Below are 14,134 nucleotides of genomic sequence, written 5' to 3' on the forward strand. Positions count from 1 at the left end.
ATCTAGACAAGTTACGACAAAATTTTTATATAAACCGCTTACGAATGTACTGTGACGCAAAGTCAATCAGGCTCACGGTGACAATGACGATCAACATGATTGAAGCCGTCTGCTGAAACTGGAAACCTCGGATGGCTTCCCATAGCAGCACTCCAATACCACCAGCACCAACCATTCCAACCACGGTGGCGGAGCGAACATTAGATTCAAGGCGATATAGCGTGAACGAAATCCACAACGGAAGGACTTGAGGCAACACCCCATAAAGGACTTCTTCCACTTTGTTTGCACCTGTTGCACGCACCCCTTCAACCGGGCCTAGGTCGATGGCTTCAACTGCCTCGGAAAACAGCTTTGCCAACACGCCAGTGGTGTGAATAAAGAGCGCAAGAACACCAGCAAACGGGCCAAGCCCCACCGCCACGACAAACAGCATGGCAAAGACCATTTCGTTGATCGCACGCGCCGAATCCATCAATCGTCGCATCGGTTGGTATATCCACCACGGCGCAATATTGTCAGAACAAAGCAAACCGAACGGAATCGAAAGTACGACCGCGAGAATGGTTCCCCATAGTGCTATTTGTATGGTGATGAGTGTTTCTTCTACGTAGAGCTTCCAGTGTGTGAAATCCGGAGGGAAAAAATCCGAGGCCAACTCGACCATGTTTCCAGAGTCCTCAATTAACTGAGCTGGATTCATTTCAGCGCCCTGCCATGACCACGCGAGTATGAGTGCTATCAACAACATCGAAGCAAAGCGCTTCCATTGCGAGAAAGGGTGTATTGGGAGTACTAGAGTTTTACTGCTCATTATGCCGAATCCATCAGACGGTTGTATGTAATCCAGCTCGTTAAAATACGAAGCCCAAGAGAGCTGGCTTGATTTGGTTTACGACTTTGTTTTAGCCGCATTGGTTAAATTTCGTTCGTTGCGCTTCATTCATTGAATCGGTGAACAAGTTGTATAAGCTGAACTAGTTGTAAAAGCTGAGCCGGAAAGCAAAAGCCTTCCAGCTCAACGTATTTCAACGCTTATTCCATCGCTTCAAGCGCACTCATTTGGCGATTTAACGCCGCCAGTGTGCGTTTGGTTTGAGAGAGTTTTTCAACTTGTTTATCCGATAGCTGTGTTTGAGCGCTTAACGCATTTAGCTGCTTATAAAGCGCAAGTTGACGAATTGGCAAAATTTGTAAGTCACTTGATGGTTTGAACGGAGCCCAATCTAGGTCTTTTAGGATCGCCACTTCACGCTCATCACCTGTAGTGCCGTAATCCATGAAGAAGCGGTATACATCGTTCTTAACGGTTTCTGGAAGGTTTTTACGCCATACAATCGGGTCAGACGGAATCAGTGGAGAGGTCCAAATAACCTTGATGTTTTTAAACTTCTCTGGATTAGTACGCTCAAAACGACGCATGTTTTCTGTATTGTTGGTGGCAACGTCCACTTGTTGGTTAGCCACCGCGAATAAATTCACTTCATGGCTTGAATTCAAGGTACGTTTAAAATCAGATGGTTGAATATTGTTCTTCGAGAAAACATAGTAAGACGGAACCAAAAAACCTGATGTTGAGTTTGGATCGCCGTTACCAAAAGCGAGCTCAGAGCGCTTTTCGATCATATCTTCAACGCTGTTGATTGGGCTGTCTTTGTGAGTGACCAATAAACTCCAGTAACCAGGGTTACCTTCAGAATCGACCGTTTGAGCAAAAATTTCACCTCCTGCACGGTCTACCGCCTCCATCGCAGACTTGTTCCCAAACCACGCCACATCAACTTTATCAAAACGCATGCCTTGAATAATGCCCGCGTAATCCGGCGCAAAATAGGCTTTGACTTCCATACCTAGTTTCTTACTCATGTCCTTTAAGAACGGGTCCCATACGGTTTTTAAGTTCTGCTGTGATTCCGTTGAAATAATGCCAAAATTCAATGATTCCATTTTCTCTTCAGCTGAAACCGATGCAGTCATCGTTGCGGCAAGCAGACCAACGCCACAGGCAATCGTTTTTAGTACTCGTAACATCTTCAATGTCCTTTGTGTGTTAACTAATAAGAGGGGTTGACGGGTTATTGATCGAAATAGGTGATGTTTGGTCTCCTACCTCGACAGTGACTTCTGGTTTGTAACAGTAGAGTGCGTCCAATGCTTGTTTATCAATATTGGCGCTTTCTCCTTGGTAGAAAATCCTTCCTTCCCGCAGGGCGATAACGTGCTTGCAGTATTTGAGGGCATGTTCCACCTGATGTAGAGTTACAACAACAGGAATGCCCTCTTTTTGATTGATGTCGCTAAGCAGTTCCATCACAATCCGTGATGACTCGGGATCAAGAGAGGCGATAGGTTCATCAGCAAAAATAATCTTTGCTTTTTGCATCAATGCTCTGGCAATGGCGACACGTTGCTGTTGACCGCCAGACAGAGTTGATACACGCTGAGACGCATAATCTTTCATCCCCACACGCTCTAATGCGGCCATCGCCTCTTGTTTTTGTAACTCAGTAAAGTTGCCAGTGAGGGTTCGCCATAGCGGCGTACTGCTCATTGCGCCAATCAAAACATTTGTCATCACGGACAATCGATTGACCAGATTGAATTGCTGAAAAATGTAGCCCGCTTGAGCTCGGCATTGTCGGACTTGAGAAGTGGCACGACCTTTGGCTTGGACGGTTTCGCCAAGCACTCGAACTTCACAAACATCGTTTTTGTCGCTGTAGACAAGCCCACTTAAATGCCGAAGTAAGGTTGATTTTCCTGATCCTGACGGACCAAGGAGCGCGGTCATTTCTCGATAGTTAATACTAAAATTTACCGCATCGAGTGCTTTGTTGTTTCCAAAGGTTTTCGTTAAACCTGTAACTTCGATAATGCTGTCCATAATTCAGGGCACCTATGTGTTTAGTGTCCCTATCGTGTCGTTTGTATGTGTCGTTTTTATAAACAAAATATTTCAAGACGTTGACAGCGTTATCGCAGTGGAAAGAGGTATAAACAGGGCAATGCCTATGGCGACTGTGTTAGAAGCGATTATCTAGACAAGCCTGTTCACTTATCTAGATAACCTCGTCATGAAAGGTTCATATAAATGGCGATGATAATGCGAAAAAAAGGGCGCCACCGTTTGGTGTCGCCCTGACAAATGAAGAATATTGTATTGTGGCTTGTATATTTATGGCTTGAAGAGCTGCGCTTTATCTATTCAAGCTTTTCAATTTATGCTTTTCAATTAACGTTCAGTCAGCTCACGCTTTTTTGACGTATTTCGCGGTCACCAACATCTCTCCCACACCGTCCACTTTGCAATCGAGTTGATGATCCTTGCCTTCGATGATTCGCTTGATTATCGCTTTCGTTCCGATCTTAAGGTTCAAAGAACTGCCTTTCACTTTTAAATCTTTAACCAGAGTGACCTTGTCGCCTTGCTCTAACGGTTTGCCATTCAAATCGCAGACGGTAAAAACGTCTTCCGTTTCGTTGGGATTCCATTCGTAAGCGCATTCCGGACAAATTAGATTCGCTCGGTCTTGGTAAACGAATTCAGATTGGCAATTAGGGCAAGCAGGAAATGACATAAGATGATAACTTCTGTTAATAAATTTCTGTCAATGATAATCGTTCTTTGCTGCTTGATCGAGAGCAATCTAAACGTGTAACTTACCACAGCAATAGCCAGTTCCTATTAAACCAATAGGTATAATCAACGGTTGAGCTATTTATTATTTCCTCGCATTTGCGTATCTTACTGAGAATTACGTTAATACGACGCCACAATAAAAAGAATAGAGAATCCTATGTCTAGCATTACTACTCGTTGCCCATCATGTTCTGGGCTCAATAAAATCCCGACTGACCGTATTTCAGAAAGTCCTAAATGTGGTAAATGTCAGGCGCTCTTATTAGATGGTGCACCTATTGAAGGAACGTCATCAAACATAGACGCGTTACTTCAAAGCGACCAACCCGTAGTGATTGATTTTTGGGCACCCTGGTGCAACCCATGTGTTGGCTTTTCACCCGTGTTCGAGCAATCAGCAGCAGACAAAAAGGGGCAAGTACGCCACATTAAAATCAATACTGAAGATCAGCAAGAGCTCGCAGCAAAATACCGAATTCGTAGTATACCAACTATCATGGTGTTCAAAGGCGGTAAGCAGGTCGATATGATCAATGGCGCCTTGCCTAAGAGTCAGTTCGATCAGTGGCTTAGCCAAGCTGTTTCCAAATAGAAGCTCTGTACATAGAAGCTTTACACATAGAAGCTCTACACATCGTAGATTGAGGATGAATTTCTCAATCAGGCCAAATAGAAGTAGATAAAGCGAGTCTAAAATCAGAGACTCGCTTAGTTTTTAGTGACGATTATTATCTACGTTCTAATAACGCTATGTTACTAAGTCGGACAATCAGACACCTAATTACTATTTCAATTTGTACTTAATATCATTATCTCTATTTTCCCATATAGGAACATTTAAAGTAGAAAGCTTCATCGAGTTAATTTCCTGTTTGCTACTCGTAGTGACACTTATACCCCACTCCTCAAAGAACTCGACCAGATTGAACCCACTTGCTTTACTTGACTCAATAACAAATCTTTGAATTTTCTTGTCATTAGAAATAGAAGAAGAGTACATACTATTTTCACGGTAATTAAATCCTAACTGTTGGTAGAACTCTTCTCCAAACGCTAGGTCTAACTGCCAAAACATACCCAATTTTCCCCAGACATTTAATGAATCGAAATCTTTAACGGGTTTGTTTAAATAAGGAAATATCACATCATCCCAAGTGCCTTTTGTTTCTAGTCTTGGCTCAATATTGAACTTACGATTTATATATAAGGAAGTTAAGTTAACCGTTACTTCATTCATTCCTGACCAAGTAAATGGTTGAATTTGCATATGATGTCCAAGCTCATGCCATGGCCCCCAGTCTCCCACTTTGCTGTCCTCTACAACGAAAATGTTTTTCAAACCCTTATCTGAGCAGGCCATTAGCCTCCATGCCGACGCATTCATCGCTCCTGAACATTTATCATTGTTAATAGTGCCTTCAGGTTCTAAGCCATCAACAAAATGAAATTTGTGGGCTATTTTTCTATGTGGGCTGTTTTGATCATCGGATGTAATGCCGTATTGTTCTTGCGCCCATTGTATAGCATCATCCCAACCAGATATTAGCCGTTCAGGGCCACTATCCTCTATATATTCTAGTGCCGGGTATTTTTTTGCCGTTATAATTATGTTATCTCCAACTAACTCAACATAGGGAATATCACTGTAGTCATTCAACATTTCTTTCCAGTCATTTAGATTATTTTCATTCAACTTAAATCGCGGAAAAGGTTGGCCCCCAGAGATTAAATCAACGTTGACATTGCTGTTGTTTATTTTAGCGTCATTATATATATAGAGTATTCCACTTTTATTAATTTCTATTTCATTGGATCCTTTTGCTAAGCGGTGTTTTTCTGCATGTTTGAATTTATATGTTCTATCATCCGGAAGAGAGATGAACAATTGCGGAAGCTCAGATAACGCAGCGCCATCAATGCTAAGATTCACATCCAGAGTTTCACCCTTGTTGACCCAAAACCCCGTTGATTGTAATGGTGTCGGTGCATGACGACGTCGTTGGTCAGATTGTAGATAGCTTGATTTACCGGGTTGTTCTACCGAAAAACTGCGCGGCATGAGCTCAGCGCCAGAAGCGATGGAGACAACAATATTATCAGTGTCAACAAGTTCTCCATCGCTCACCGTTAACTTAAACATATAGTCACTATCATCATGAGTGCCTGATGGAAAATGGACATTGGTATATTTTGATTGTGGATCAGTGATTTCAGCTTGTGGCCCAGAAATTTGTTCCCAATGATATTCAAGCTTATCACTGTCAACATCGCTCGATAATGAACCATCGAGTCGAACTTCTGCTGGCAGAGCGTCGATTTGAATGTCTTTTCCTGCGATCGCATTTGGGCGTTGATTCTTTGCTGCTAGGCCCGTAATCGAGATATTGTCGAACGCTTGAGCTTTCCCATCATTAACCGTTAGCTGAAACGTATATTGTGCATCTTCAGTTAACCGTGGTAACTGAAAGCTGGCTATCTCTTTTTGGCTATTACTAATGTCAACACTTGGCCCTGAAACTTGTCGCCATCGGTAGGTTAAGCGGTCGCCGTCTTCATCAAAAGAATCCGAACCGTCGAGAGCAACGGCCTGACTTGGTGAAAGAACTGTTATATCAGGCCCTAATTCAATTCTTGGCGCGCGATTAGCCTGTCCTGAGGTACACTCCGAGGAGTCAGGAATCGGTAACCAAGGATCATTCCCCCATCCAGACTGGCTTGATGATGTTGGGCCATTAGGATTGGGCTCGCTGTTTGAGCCTGCCCACCACTTTGATTTATAGAGCATTTGTTCATGGCATACTTCTACACCGCCGGAATAGCTTTTCCTTTCCCATTTTTCAGCAGCTAAAGCCAATGACGAACATGTACTGGATATCAATATGCAAATTGGTAAAATTTTGTTCGTTTTAGTCACTCTGTTTTTCCCTTTGTTTACTTTAAATGGAGAAAGCATAGAGTGAAAAATATGTCATGTGTATGAAACGCTGTGTTACGTCGCCGCTACTGCAAAGCATAGATTATCGTAAAATTTCTTTTGTCGATTCAGTTATAAACAACCACTTTTTATTTCTATTAGCCTCAGTAAGAGATATCCAGATTGCTAAGCTTTCCTCGCAGTGGTCTAATAGTCATAAGCTAATGACCCATCTGGTAAAACCAACATGCAACAAGAGCAACAACCTACCTTCTTCTTTTTCGACTACGCAATCATCAATCTAATGCATTGATTTAGTTATACAAATGGCACCATACCAACAACTTAAGACGCAATTTAGACACATACTTTTCGCATCATCTCATCAGTTCAACCTACCGAATAACTTGCTAGATTAATAATTTGAAACTACACTGTATAAAAAAACAGTAGGCACGCACGACCAAAGCTACTGTTAAGTGTATGCAACAAGACTCTTTATAGTTAAAATTCTGATTTACAACGTCAAAATAAGAATTACAACTATGAATTTTTATGCTCTAAGGGTTTCACTCGTTGCTGGAGACCCTCAACTGTTTATTGATGAAAATATGTCTAAAGATATCTTTTCATTTGAAGATGCTCTTCTACATTCAGTTGAGAACCCACCGCAAAATGAACATGGTGAGACAATTTTCTCTATAATGATACAAGTGCAGGGCCGAGAAGAAGGTGTAATGGCTGGTATAGTTTCCAGGGCTAAAGCATTACATGGGCACGACAAAGAATTTAATGAATATAGTGTTGATGATTTTCCGCCTATGGTTTGGTTTTGGGATAGGCAACAGCAAGTAATATTAGTAGAGAAAAAAACTAGCGTCTTTTCAACACCCACAGCTGCTTGTAAGGCATTTAAAAAACTAGCTAATAATATGGAATTAGCAGAGATTGGGCTCCGAGCCGAAATTGAACCAGTACTTAATCAAAGTGACCATAGTTTTTGGGAAGAGTATGACCGATTCGAGCTAGTTGAGTCAGTTTCATTTGAATTGATGCCACCTAATTTATTCGGTGAAACTGAAAAAGAAATGAAAAAAGCGCTTAAAGATACAGCGGCAAATACAAATGCTAACAAGGTTACAACGACTTTTGAGAACAAAGACAAACAGTTAAACCTTAAAAGTGAAGGCTGGCTCAACAATATGGTCAATTGGTGCAGAAAAGGTGGTGGGCATTGGTTAATGAAAGGCCGTTTAATGGGTCACAAAAAGCAGTTAACTAGCGTGAAAAGTGAAAAGACAGCCAAAATAGTTGTTATGGAAGGAAAAGGCGTTACTGAAGTGACACTCTCTGGTTATGGACCTAGCGATGTTAAAGAAATTCTTGATCTATATAGACCAAAATTCCAATACGAAGATGTAATTGAAGATCAAACTAATGATTAAAACTATATTTATACTAGCCGTAATATTTGGAGTCTGTTTGGGGTTCTCAACTGATAACAAAGATGCGTACACACTTATAGAATCTGCTACTCCAGGTATCCTTGGTGCGATTTTAGGTGGGATTACAGCTGGTATATCTATAATCTTCAGTGTCCTTCTCACTACTGCTTCATCACCTAACTCTAAGGTAAATCTAAGTGCATTCACTGGTTTTCTTGCAAGCCTGAAGAAGGACATACTTCTTCTTCTTATGTGTTTAGTCTTATCATTATTGCTTCCATACCTAAGGGTAACCGGTATTCCGTTACTCAATTACCCTATTCATGAACTTCTTCCAACTAGGGATACATTCTACACAGCGGTTGAATTAACAATTATTATGTTATCTATTGCTCTAATTGTTGAAGTGTTTAATGTGATTTTTACGCTTTTCTCTCATTTTTCAACTTTACTCAACCAGGACGACTCAGAGAACGTATCCTAATAGAGCAAACCCAAGCTCACACTACATTCTTATTGCTTTTAATCAAATAGTTACACCGTTATTAATCACCCAAATAAGACATGCAATTACTACAAGTTGGAGAGTTCCCTACTTTCTTTGGCTTCGCTCTTACACTGCACTTGGGGCACAAAACAGTACTACCAAACGACTTCTTTGATTCTGGTGTTGCATGGGAAAATGTAGACTGTTCTCTGCGATTGGCATATGAATTTCTTCCTCTGCTAGAAGACGACCTTGATGACGTTGACGGTATGCGAAAAGGGTCAAACGCCGGTGACGTTCTCATGTTCTCTTGCGCTAATTCTACTATCCTTGCGATTCTAGCCGCCTCATCTTTTTGCTCGTCTTCCTCTTTTTTCTTGAGCCGGTCTGTTTCCGCTTCCATTTCTATTTGTTCTTGCTCAATCCGAGCCAGCTCTACTTCAATTGCTTGGTGTACTTGCTCGTCTATCTCAGTTGTATCTACGGCGTATATCTTTTTACTCTCAATATCAAAAGTGAGTTCAGAAAACTCAACTAAACACGAGTTCCACTCATACCCAACACCTAGGTCATCTTGCATGTATGGCACTTGATAGTGGCAAGTTAGATATAGTTGCTCTTCTTTTTCAGATTTTTGTTTAGCTTCATCATCAAGAACAAATATATTGGCTTTGTTGCATAACCTATATCTAGCGTAGTGAACTGTTTAGGGTCAAATGGCAAGAATACCCAAACGATGTAGGTATCGTTATCTCGGTAAAAGTTTTCACGCTGAATGATCACATCTAGAAAAGTCGTGTTTACTTGAAGCTCAAAGACTACATCTTTTCTGCCCTCTTTAAACACTGAACTAATATCGGGACGTCGCCACTTTTTAGCTACACCAACACTATTCTTCTCGCGAAATGTCGGCTCTATGCTAACTTCGTCATCAAATAGCCTATCAGCAATCAGATAGTCAGCTAATAGCTGTTTATTCTCCTTATGAGCCCGACCTTCCTTTTGGCCATTAAATTGCATGGCTCGTATTTCTTCCTGTGTGAAAATCGATGTTGTTTTTATTGGGCAGTCTTCAGAATTCTTCGGGTGGGCAAAAAATGTTGTTCGATCAGATGTTGCTCTTAGTACGACAGGCTGAAAACAGACATTGCACAAAGCGACGGGATTCGTTTTTCTATTCTCCTCAAGCTCTCGACGAAATTCGAAGTACTTCTTATCCCTACATGTATCCAAGAACTCGTTTGCATCAAGTACTTTGTCTTCATCTGGAATAAACACAGAAGTCATATTTCGAACTGACATATCAATACCCCACCAATTTCATATCCTAACTTTAAATGTTATACACCGTTACGCATAACGTTTAAATGACATAGCATAATTTTTAGACGCTACGCTCACTTGGTGGTTGTGACTATAGGGGTCGAAAAATTTTTATTTCACGAGGGTGAGCCGCGTTTGCTCTTCAAGCGATCGAGAAAGAACCTATTTACCTGATTTTAAGAGTGTTACTCTTTACCAGACTACTGGAGGAACATAAATGGAATCAAAAGAAGTCGAATATCAAAATGAGCTACAAGAACTAAGAGAAATACTAGGCACCGACACGCAGCACATTCCACGCATCAATAGCTTGATAAAAATAGGCTCAAGTATCGCAGGGTTGATGGATCCAACAGGTACTGGGTTAGCTATCACTGTGTCATCTATTCTGAGCCAGCTCATTGACTCAATTAAAGAGGAAAAAGATCAAATTGATGATGAAGATATTGCAAATAGAATCGTTCATCTTATCAACATTAAGCACCAAGAGATTAGTAAATTACAAGATAAAGTATTACCATTAATACCGCAAACATGCCTAGTCGCTAACGTTGACCATTGGATTAAACTCGAGAAGCAGACTAGAGGCGTCTCTTCTATAACCGACAATGGTATAGGGTCATTCGATATTAACTTTTCTACTACGCTCGCTAATCCCTACGATTACTTCGTTCACATTAATATCCCAACTGAACATATTAACTTGACTAGCACCAGTCTCTCAGTAAACCTAGCTAACGATATACCTCGAGGCACCGTGCTAAAAATGTATCTAGCGAAGATGTCAGATAAAGCATGGTAGCGTTACTCACTCTGCCTAAGTACTGAATAACGAAACTCCCCCCCCCTACGAGCGGCTATAACAAGAACGTTTGAGATAGCCTTTCGTGACAAGCCCTTTCAGTAACACACTGATGAAGATAAGAAACAACTCGCATAAAGTCACATCTCTAGAACTAGAACGTTGAAATACGTCCTTTGGGAACATATCCTGCCCTATCGAAATCTTCACAACTTATTGATTTTATAATCTTTAGACTTTTTAAAGGATGTTTATATGAAAGGATGTATCAAAGTGAAGGGACACCCTCTACTACTTAGTTTGATGGCACTTGTCCCATTGCCTTCAGTGGCTGCAAGTGGAATTGTTGAATACGGATGCTTTAAGGGTGAAAATGGGATGAAGTCCATAGAAATAGTCGTTGATTATGACAAAAATAACGTTAATTTCAAATCAATATGGATTGGAGGGTTCAAGAAATCTTGGTCTGCTGAATTAGATCATGCAGGCCCCGATACTAACGCACAAAAAAATCTACAAAAAAAATCCATTACTATTAGAACAACTGCACATAAAGAAGCATACAGTAAGGATCCACTTTACTTGGCGGACAAAAAGTCTGTTATGACAATTAGGCTCTTCAACGGAACAGGCTCTATTAGCAATGCTTGGCTTGAATCAGATAACAATCAGTTAATCTATGCTAACCTCTTTAATCTCAGCTTCTGTACTCGAACTTCCATCTAACCTATAGTACTCAAACTCGACACCGCCAAACTTCCTTACGCTGCTTCTTCTCGTCAAGTGGCAGCGCTTGACTAACTCTTTTAGTAAAGTACTCGCAAAGCTAGACGACAAATCACACCTATAAGCAATTTGGATTGCAGTTGTCTTTTCACCATTCTTGATCGCATTCAAAATTCTCAGCTGAGTTTTACTCAATTTAACTCTCGCTACCTGATGAGGAACAATTCGCGCTGCGGTTATAAGAGACTCATTTATTGGCTCGTTTGGGTATAAAAACGCCATCTCATTATACTCCTCTCTAATATTCATTGAGATCATGCTTTAGGATCTGATTTGAAAGATCTTTTTGATGGAAAACAGAAGTGATGGCGGCAGGCGCTCGGCAGGTGTGCCAGCAGTTTTTTAGCCAATTATGGTAGGAAATCAGCGCTTCTTTCTTCTGAAGCTCCACTGTTGAATGGATATAAACGACATCGAGCTTATCTTTAGCGTGATTAAGTAGAGACTCCGAAACCAAGTAATCAATCCCCAAATCTGCCCATACAGTCCGAGCCAGTTTACGAAGATCATGCGCGGCCCACTTCCCTTTGCTTACTTCACGAACTAACTCACTCGCCTTAGTATTGTGGATGGGCCTCTTATCTCGCTTAGTTAGAGGAAATACATTGTTTCCCTTGTAATGATGCCTCAACAACCACTACTTGTATGATTGCAAATACTCAACCATCTGATACCGTTAACGATTTTTGAGGCAAAACAATACCTTTCAAATTTTCTAAGATGGGGGTTGGCGGAAATGTTAGATAGCTGTAGTTAGTATCAGCTTAATCCATAGATAAAACCATCATTTTCTATGATAATTAGTTAGTTATGCATCTCCACTCTAATCTTTATAAATGCTTATATTATCAACAGAGATAAAATATACATTACACTTTATCTCTATTGATATTTTGAAGGTGGTACTTATCAGTTTCTCTTCCTACAGGTAATCTCTCTGATTCGATGATTTCTTTGATTTTATTTATTTCAACTGAGCTAAACCATTCGCCTTCATATGCCGCTAGTTTTTTTTCAAGCTCTTGTAGACGAGTAACTATTAGAAGCGGATCACCGGTATCCCAACTCAGTGGCTCTTTTGTACGAGTGAAGACGACGGTGTTAACAAATAGCGCATTATCAAGATTGAGTAATCTGTCCAAAGCTGCAATATGTGTTTCATTTTGCCATGTAGGACTATAGAAACGGTTGGTTGTTTCCCCTAGATGTTGAACCCACTGCATTTCATCGAGCTTAGCTGAAATCGTTCCGCCAAAGTTTTTTGTCTCTATGACAAATACACCTGCTTTTGTGATTAGAATATGATCTATCTGCGCTGTTCTGTTTTTGTAATGAATAGTAACATTGGACAAAAATTGGCTATCCGTATTCTTACATAATTTACTTAGCTTTTTATTTACCTTGGCTTCACCTTGCTTGCCTTTAAATTTATTCGTCGATGTATAGACACCACCGATAATCAAAGCGGCAAACAATATCAAAGCAACGGGCCAAAACCCTGTTTCAATAAGAGCAACAATTGCCCAGATAGACATAACAATAATACCTAGAAAGACCAGGCCCAAAGCAAATTCTAGTAGCTTAATAGCCCAACCCAAAATACAAAGGGCTAGTAAACCAAGTAATACAATTGATAAAAATGTTTCCATGATGAAAACTTCCTTGTTTGTTGCTATACGTCCGTTACAAGTGTAATTATTATTTCCGCCCCAAATATCGATTAAGTTCTTTAACTAAATAAATAGCTTCTTCTCTATCTAGATATGGCACTTTTATTGTGCGAGCCCAAAAGAAGCTTTTCCCAGTTTTCAAACTGACTTCTGAAAAAGGCATTGCTGGCAGTTTGTCATCTCTTCTGCTAGGTACTGGGGTTAAAAATTCAACATCTCTGTATAACGTATCTACATCAGGTGCCTTTACGTCACTTTTCACTTTAGCAGCAGCAATCAAACCACACTGTGTATGTGAAAAGAACACGATGTCTCCTATATGAACATGATGAACAAAACGTTTGGCATCGCCATATGCCTCGAGGCGGCAGTTATCCATCATCGACCAAATAGAATTCTCATCCCAACTGCGGTTTGTATCAAATAATACTCCCTTCACTTCACCTGGGTTTTTATGTTGATCGTAAGGGAACGCAAAAAATTCGAAATATTTGGAACCTCCTAACTCATAAACTCGATACGGTAAGAAATCAATTGATACGCCATTTCTCTTCCAATAATCGACAGAGGTTACTAGTGACGCATCCGCAGCACTTCCGATAACTAATAATTTTTGTTTGTTGTTAATTTCTCTAGGCTCTAGAGCATGCTCTAAACTAAATGCGTCTTTATGAGCATCAACTAGTGGTACTTCACTCTTACTATATTCCTTGAATTTTTTTTCTAGCTGTTGATAGCTCCACTGCCCCGCATCTTCAGCATATCGTAGGACTTGTTGAACAGCACCTTTACCTGCTGAAGCTCGTTTCAATTCAAAGATTACTAATTCACCACTTTCATTTAACGCATATATATCAGCTTCGGGTTGCCAAGATCTTTCTTGAAATATAGGCATCAACCTAAAGTCTTCAAACAACACATCTAAAATGCTGCTTGCAATTAGGTTTTCTAAATCCTTCTCTAACTTCCCAAAACTAGAGAAATCTTTAAATTCTACTGGTTCAAGCTTTTCAAATACATCATCTTGTTCTTCGATCTTATATAACATTTTATAATTCCATTTGGGT

General features: G+C 40.4%; 16 protein-coding genes. 5 read left to right on the top strand and 11 right to left on the bottom strand.

Features of this window, described 5'->3' with window-relative positions:
- Nucleotides 1-25: 25 nt before the first annotated feature.
- The 4 genes from phnE to QF117_RS14185 form a co-directional block, all read right to left on the bottom strand.
- On the bottom strand, nt 26-814 hold the full coding sequence (gene phnE / locus QF117_RS14170) for a phosphonate ABC transporter, permease protein PhnE (RefSeq protein ID WP_282386313.1): 789 nt from the start codon (nt 812-814) through the stop codon (nt 26-28).
- 221 nt (nt 815-1,035) lie between these two features.
- Nucleotides 1,036-2,031, bottom strand: coding sequence for a phosphonate ABC transporter substrate-binding protein (gene phnD / locus QF117_RS14175; protein WP_282386314.1), 996 nt, complete (start codon nt 2,029-2,031; stop codon nt 1,036-1,038).
- Between the two features lie 19 nt (nt 2,032-2,050).
- Complete coding sequence (phnC, locus tag QF117_RS14180) at nt 2,051-2,884, bottom strand: phosphonate ABC transporter ATP-binding protein (protein WP_282386315.1); 834 nt, start codon at nt 2,882-2,884, stop codon at nt 2,051-2,053.
- Nucleotides 2,885-3,248: 364 nt separating this feature from the next.
- Nucleotides 3,249-3,578, bottom strand: a complete 330-nt coding sequence (locus QF117_RS14185; RefSeq protein WP_017037417.1) for a zinc ribbon domain-containing protein YjdM — start codon at nt 3,576-3,578, stop codon at nt 3,249-3,251.
- A gap of 219 nt (nt 3,579-3,797) precedes the next feature.
- On the opposite strand from QF117_RS14185, the gene trxC reads away from it, so the two are divergent.
- Complete coding sequence (gene trxC, locus QF117_RS14190) at nt 3,798-4,232, top strand: thioredoxin TrxC (protein WP_282386318.1); 435 nt, start codon at nt 3,798-3,800, stop codon at nt 4,230-4,232.
- Nucleotides 4,233-4,424: 192 nt separating this feature from the next.
- Here the strand turns inward: trxC and QF117_RS14195 are convergent, their stop codons facing one another.
- Nucleotides 4,425-6,554, bottom strand: coding sequence for a M60 family metallopeptidase (locus QF117_RS14195; RefSeq protein WP_282386320.1), 2,130 nt, complete (start codon nt 6,552-6,554; stop codon nt 4,425-4,427).
- 545 nt (nt 6,555-7,099) lie between these two features.
- Here QF117_RS14195 and QF117_RS14200 point away from each other — a divergent pair.
- The gene (locus QF117_RS14200) at nt 7,100-7,999 is read left to right on the top strand and encodes a hypothetical protein (protein ID WP_282386322.1); all 900 of its coding nucleotides are present in this window, start codon (nt 7,100-7,102) and stop codon (nt 7,997-7,999) included.
- Nucleotides 7,992-8,483 (top strand): hypothetical protein, encoded by a 492-nt coding sequence (locus tag QF117_RS14205; protein WP_282386324.1) that lies wholly within the window; start codon nt 7,992-7,994, stop codon nt 8,481-8,483. Before QF117_RS14200 ends, QF117_RS14205 begins: the two co-directional genes overlap by 8 nt.
- Nucleotides 8,484-8,544: 61 nt before the next feature.
- On the opposite strand, the gene QF117_RS14210 is transcribed toward QF117_RS14205, so the two are convergent.
- Nucleotides 8,545-9,066 (bottom strand): hypothetical protein, encoded by a 522-nt coding sequence (locus tag QF117_RS14210; RefSeq protein WP_282386325.1) that lies wholly within the window; start codon nt 9,064-9,066, stop codon nt 8,545-8,547.
- A 23-nt stretch (nt 9,067-9,089) separates the two neighbouring features.
- Nucleotides 9,090-9,788 (bottom strand): DUF6035 family protein, encoded by a 699-nt coding sequence (locus tag QF117_RS14215; protein ID WP_282386326.1) that lies wholly within the window; start codon nt 9,786-9,788, stop codon nt 9,090-9,092.
- Between the two features lie 238 nt (nt 9,789-10,026).
- On the opposite strand from QF117_RS14215, the gene QF117_RS14220 reads away from it, so the two are divergent.
- Together QF117_RS14220 and QF117_RS14225 are read left to right on the top strand one after the other, a co-directional pair.
- Nucleotides 10,027-10,611, top strand: a complete 585-nt coding sequence (locus QF117_RS14220; protein ID WP_282386327.1) for a hypothetical protein — start codon at nt 10,027-10,029, stop codon at nt 10,609-10,611.
- 255 nt (nt 10,612-10,866) lie between these two features.
- Nucleotides 10,867-11,337: a hypothetical protein gene (locus QF117_RS14225; RefSeq protein ID WP_282386328.1), complete on the top strand. Its 471-nt coding sequence runs from the start codon at nt 10,867-10,869 to the stop codon at nt 11,335-11,337.
- Here the strand turns inward: QF117_RS14225 and QF117_RS14230 are convergent.
- The 4 genes from QF117_RS14230 to QF117_RS14245 all read right to left on the bottom strand — a co-directional run bounded on the left by QF117_RS14230 (nt 11,284) and on the right by QF117_RS14245 (nt 14,115).
- Entirely contained in the window at nt 11,284-11,655 is a 372-nt protein-coding gene (locus QF117_RS14230) for a helix-turn-helix domain-containing protein (protein WP_348984833.1), read from the bottom strand. The genes QF117_RS14225 and QF117_RS14230 overlap by 54 nt on opposite strands.
- Nucleotides 11,636-12,028: a hypothetical protein gene (locus QF117_RS14235; RefSeq protein ID WP_282386329.1), complete on the bottom strand. Its 393-nt coding sequence runs from the start codon at nt 12,026-12,028 to the stop codon at nt 11,636-11,638. Before QF117_RS14235 ends, QF117_RS14230 begins: the two co-directional genes overlap by 20 nt.
- 238 nt (nt 12,029-12,266) lie before the next feature.
- On the bottom strand, nt 12,267-13,046 hold the full coding sequence (locus QF117_RS14240) for a nuclease-related domain-containing protein (RefSeq protein ID WP_282386330.1): 780 nt from the start codon (nt 13,044-13,046) through the stop codon (nt 12,267-12,269).
- Nucleotides 13,047-13,095: 49 nt separating this feature from the next.
- The gene (locus tag QF117_RS14245; RefSeq protein ID WP_282386331.1) at nt 13,096-14,115 is read right to left on the bottom strand and encodes a hypothetical protein; all 1,020 of its coding nucleotides are present in this window, start codon (nt 14,113-14,115) and stop codon (nt 13,096-13,098) included.
- Between the last annotated feature and the right edge of the window lie 19 nt (nt 14,116-14,134).

Source organism: Vibrio sp. YMD68, from assembly GCF_029958905.1.
Classification (GTDB): Bacteria; Pseudomonadota; Gammaproteobacteria; order Enterobacterales; family Vibrionaceae; genus Vibrio.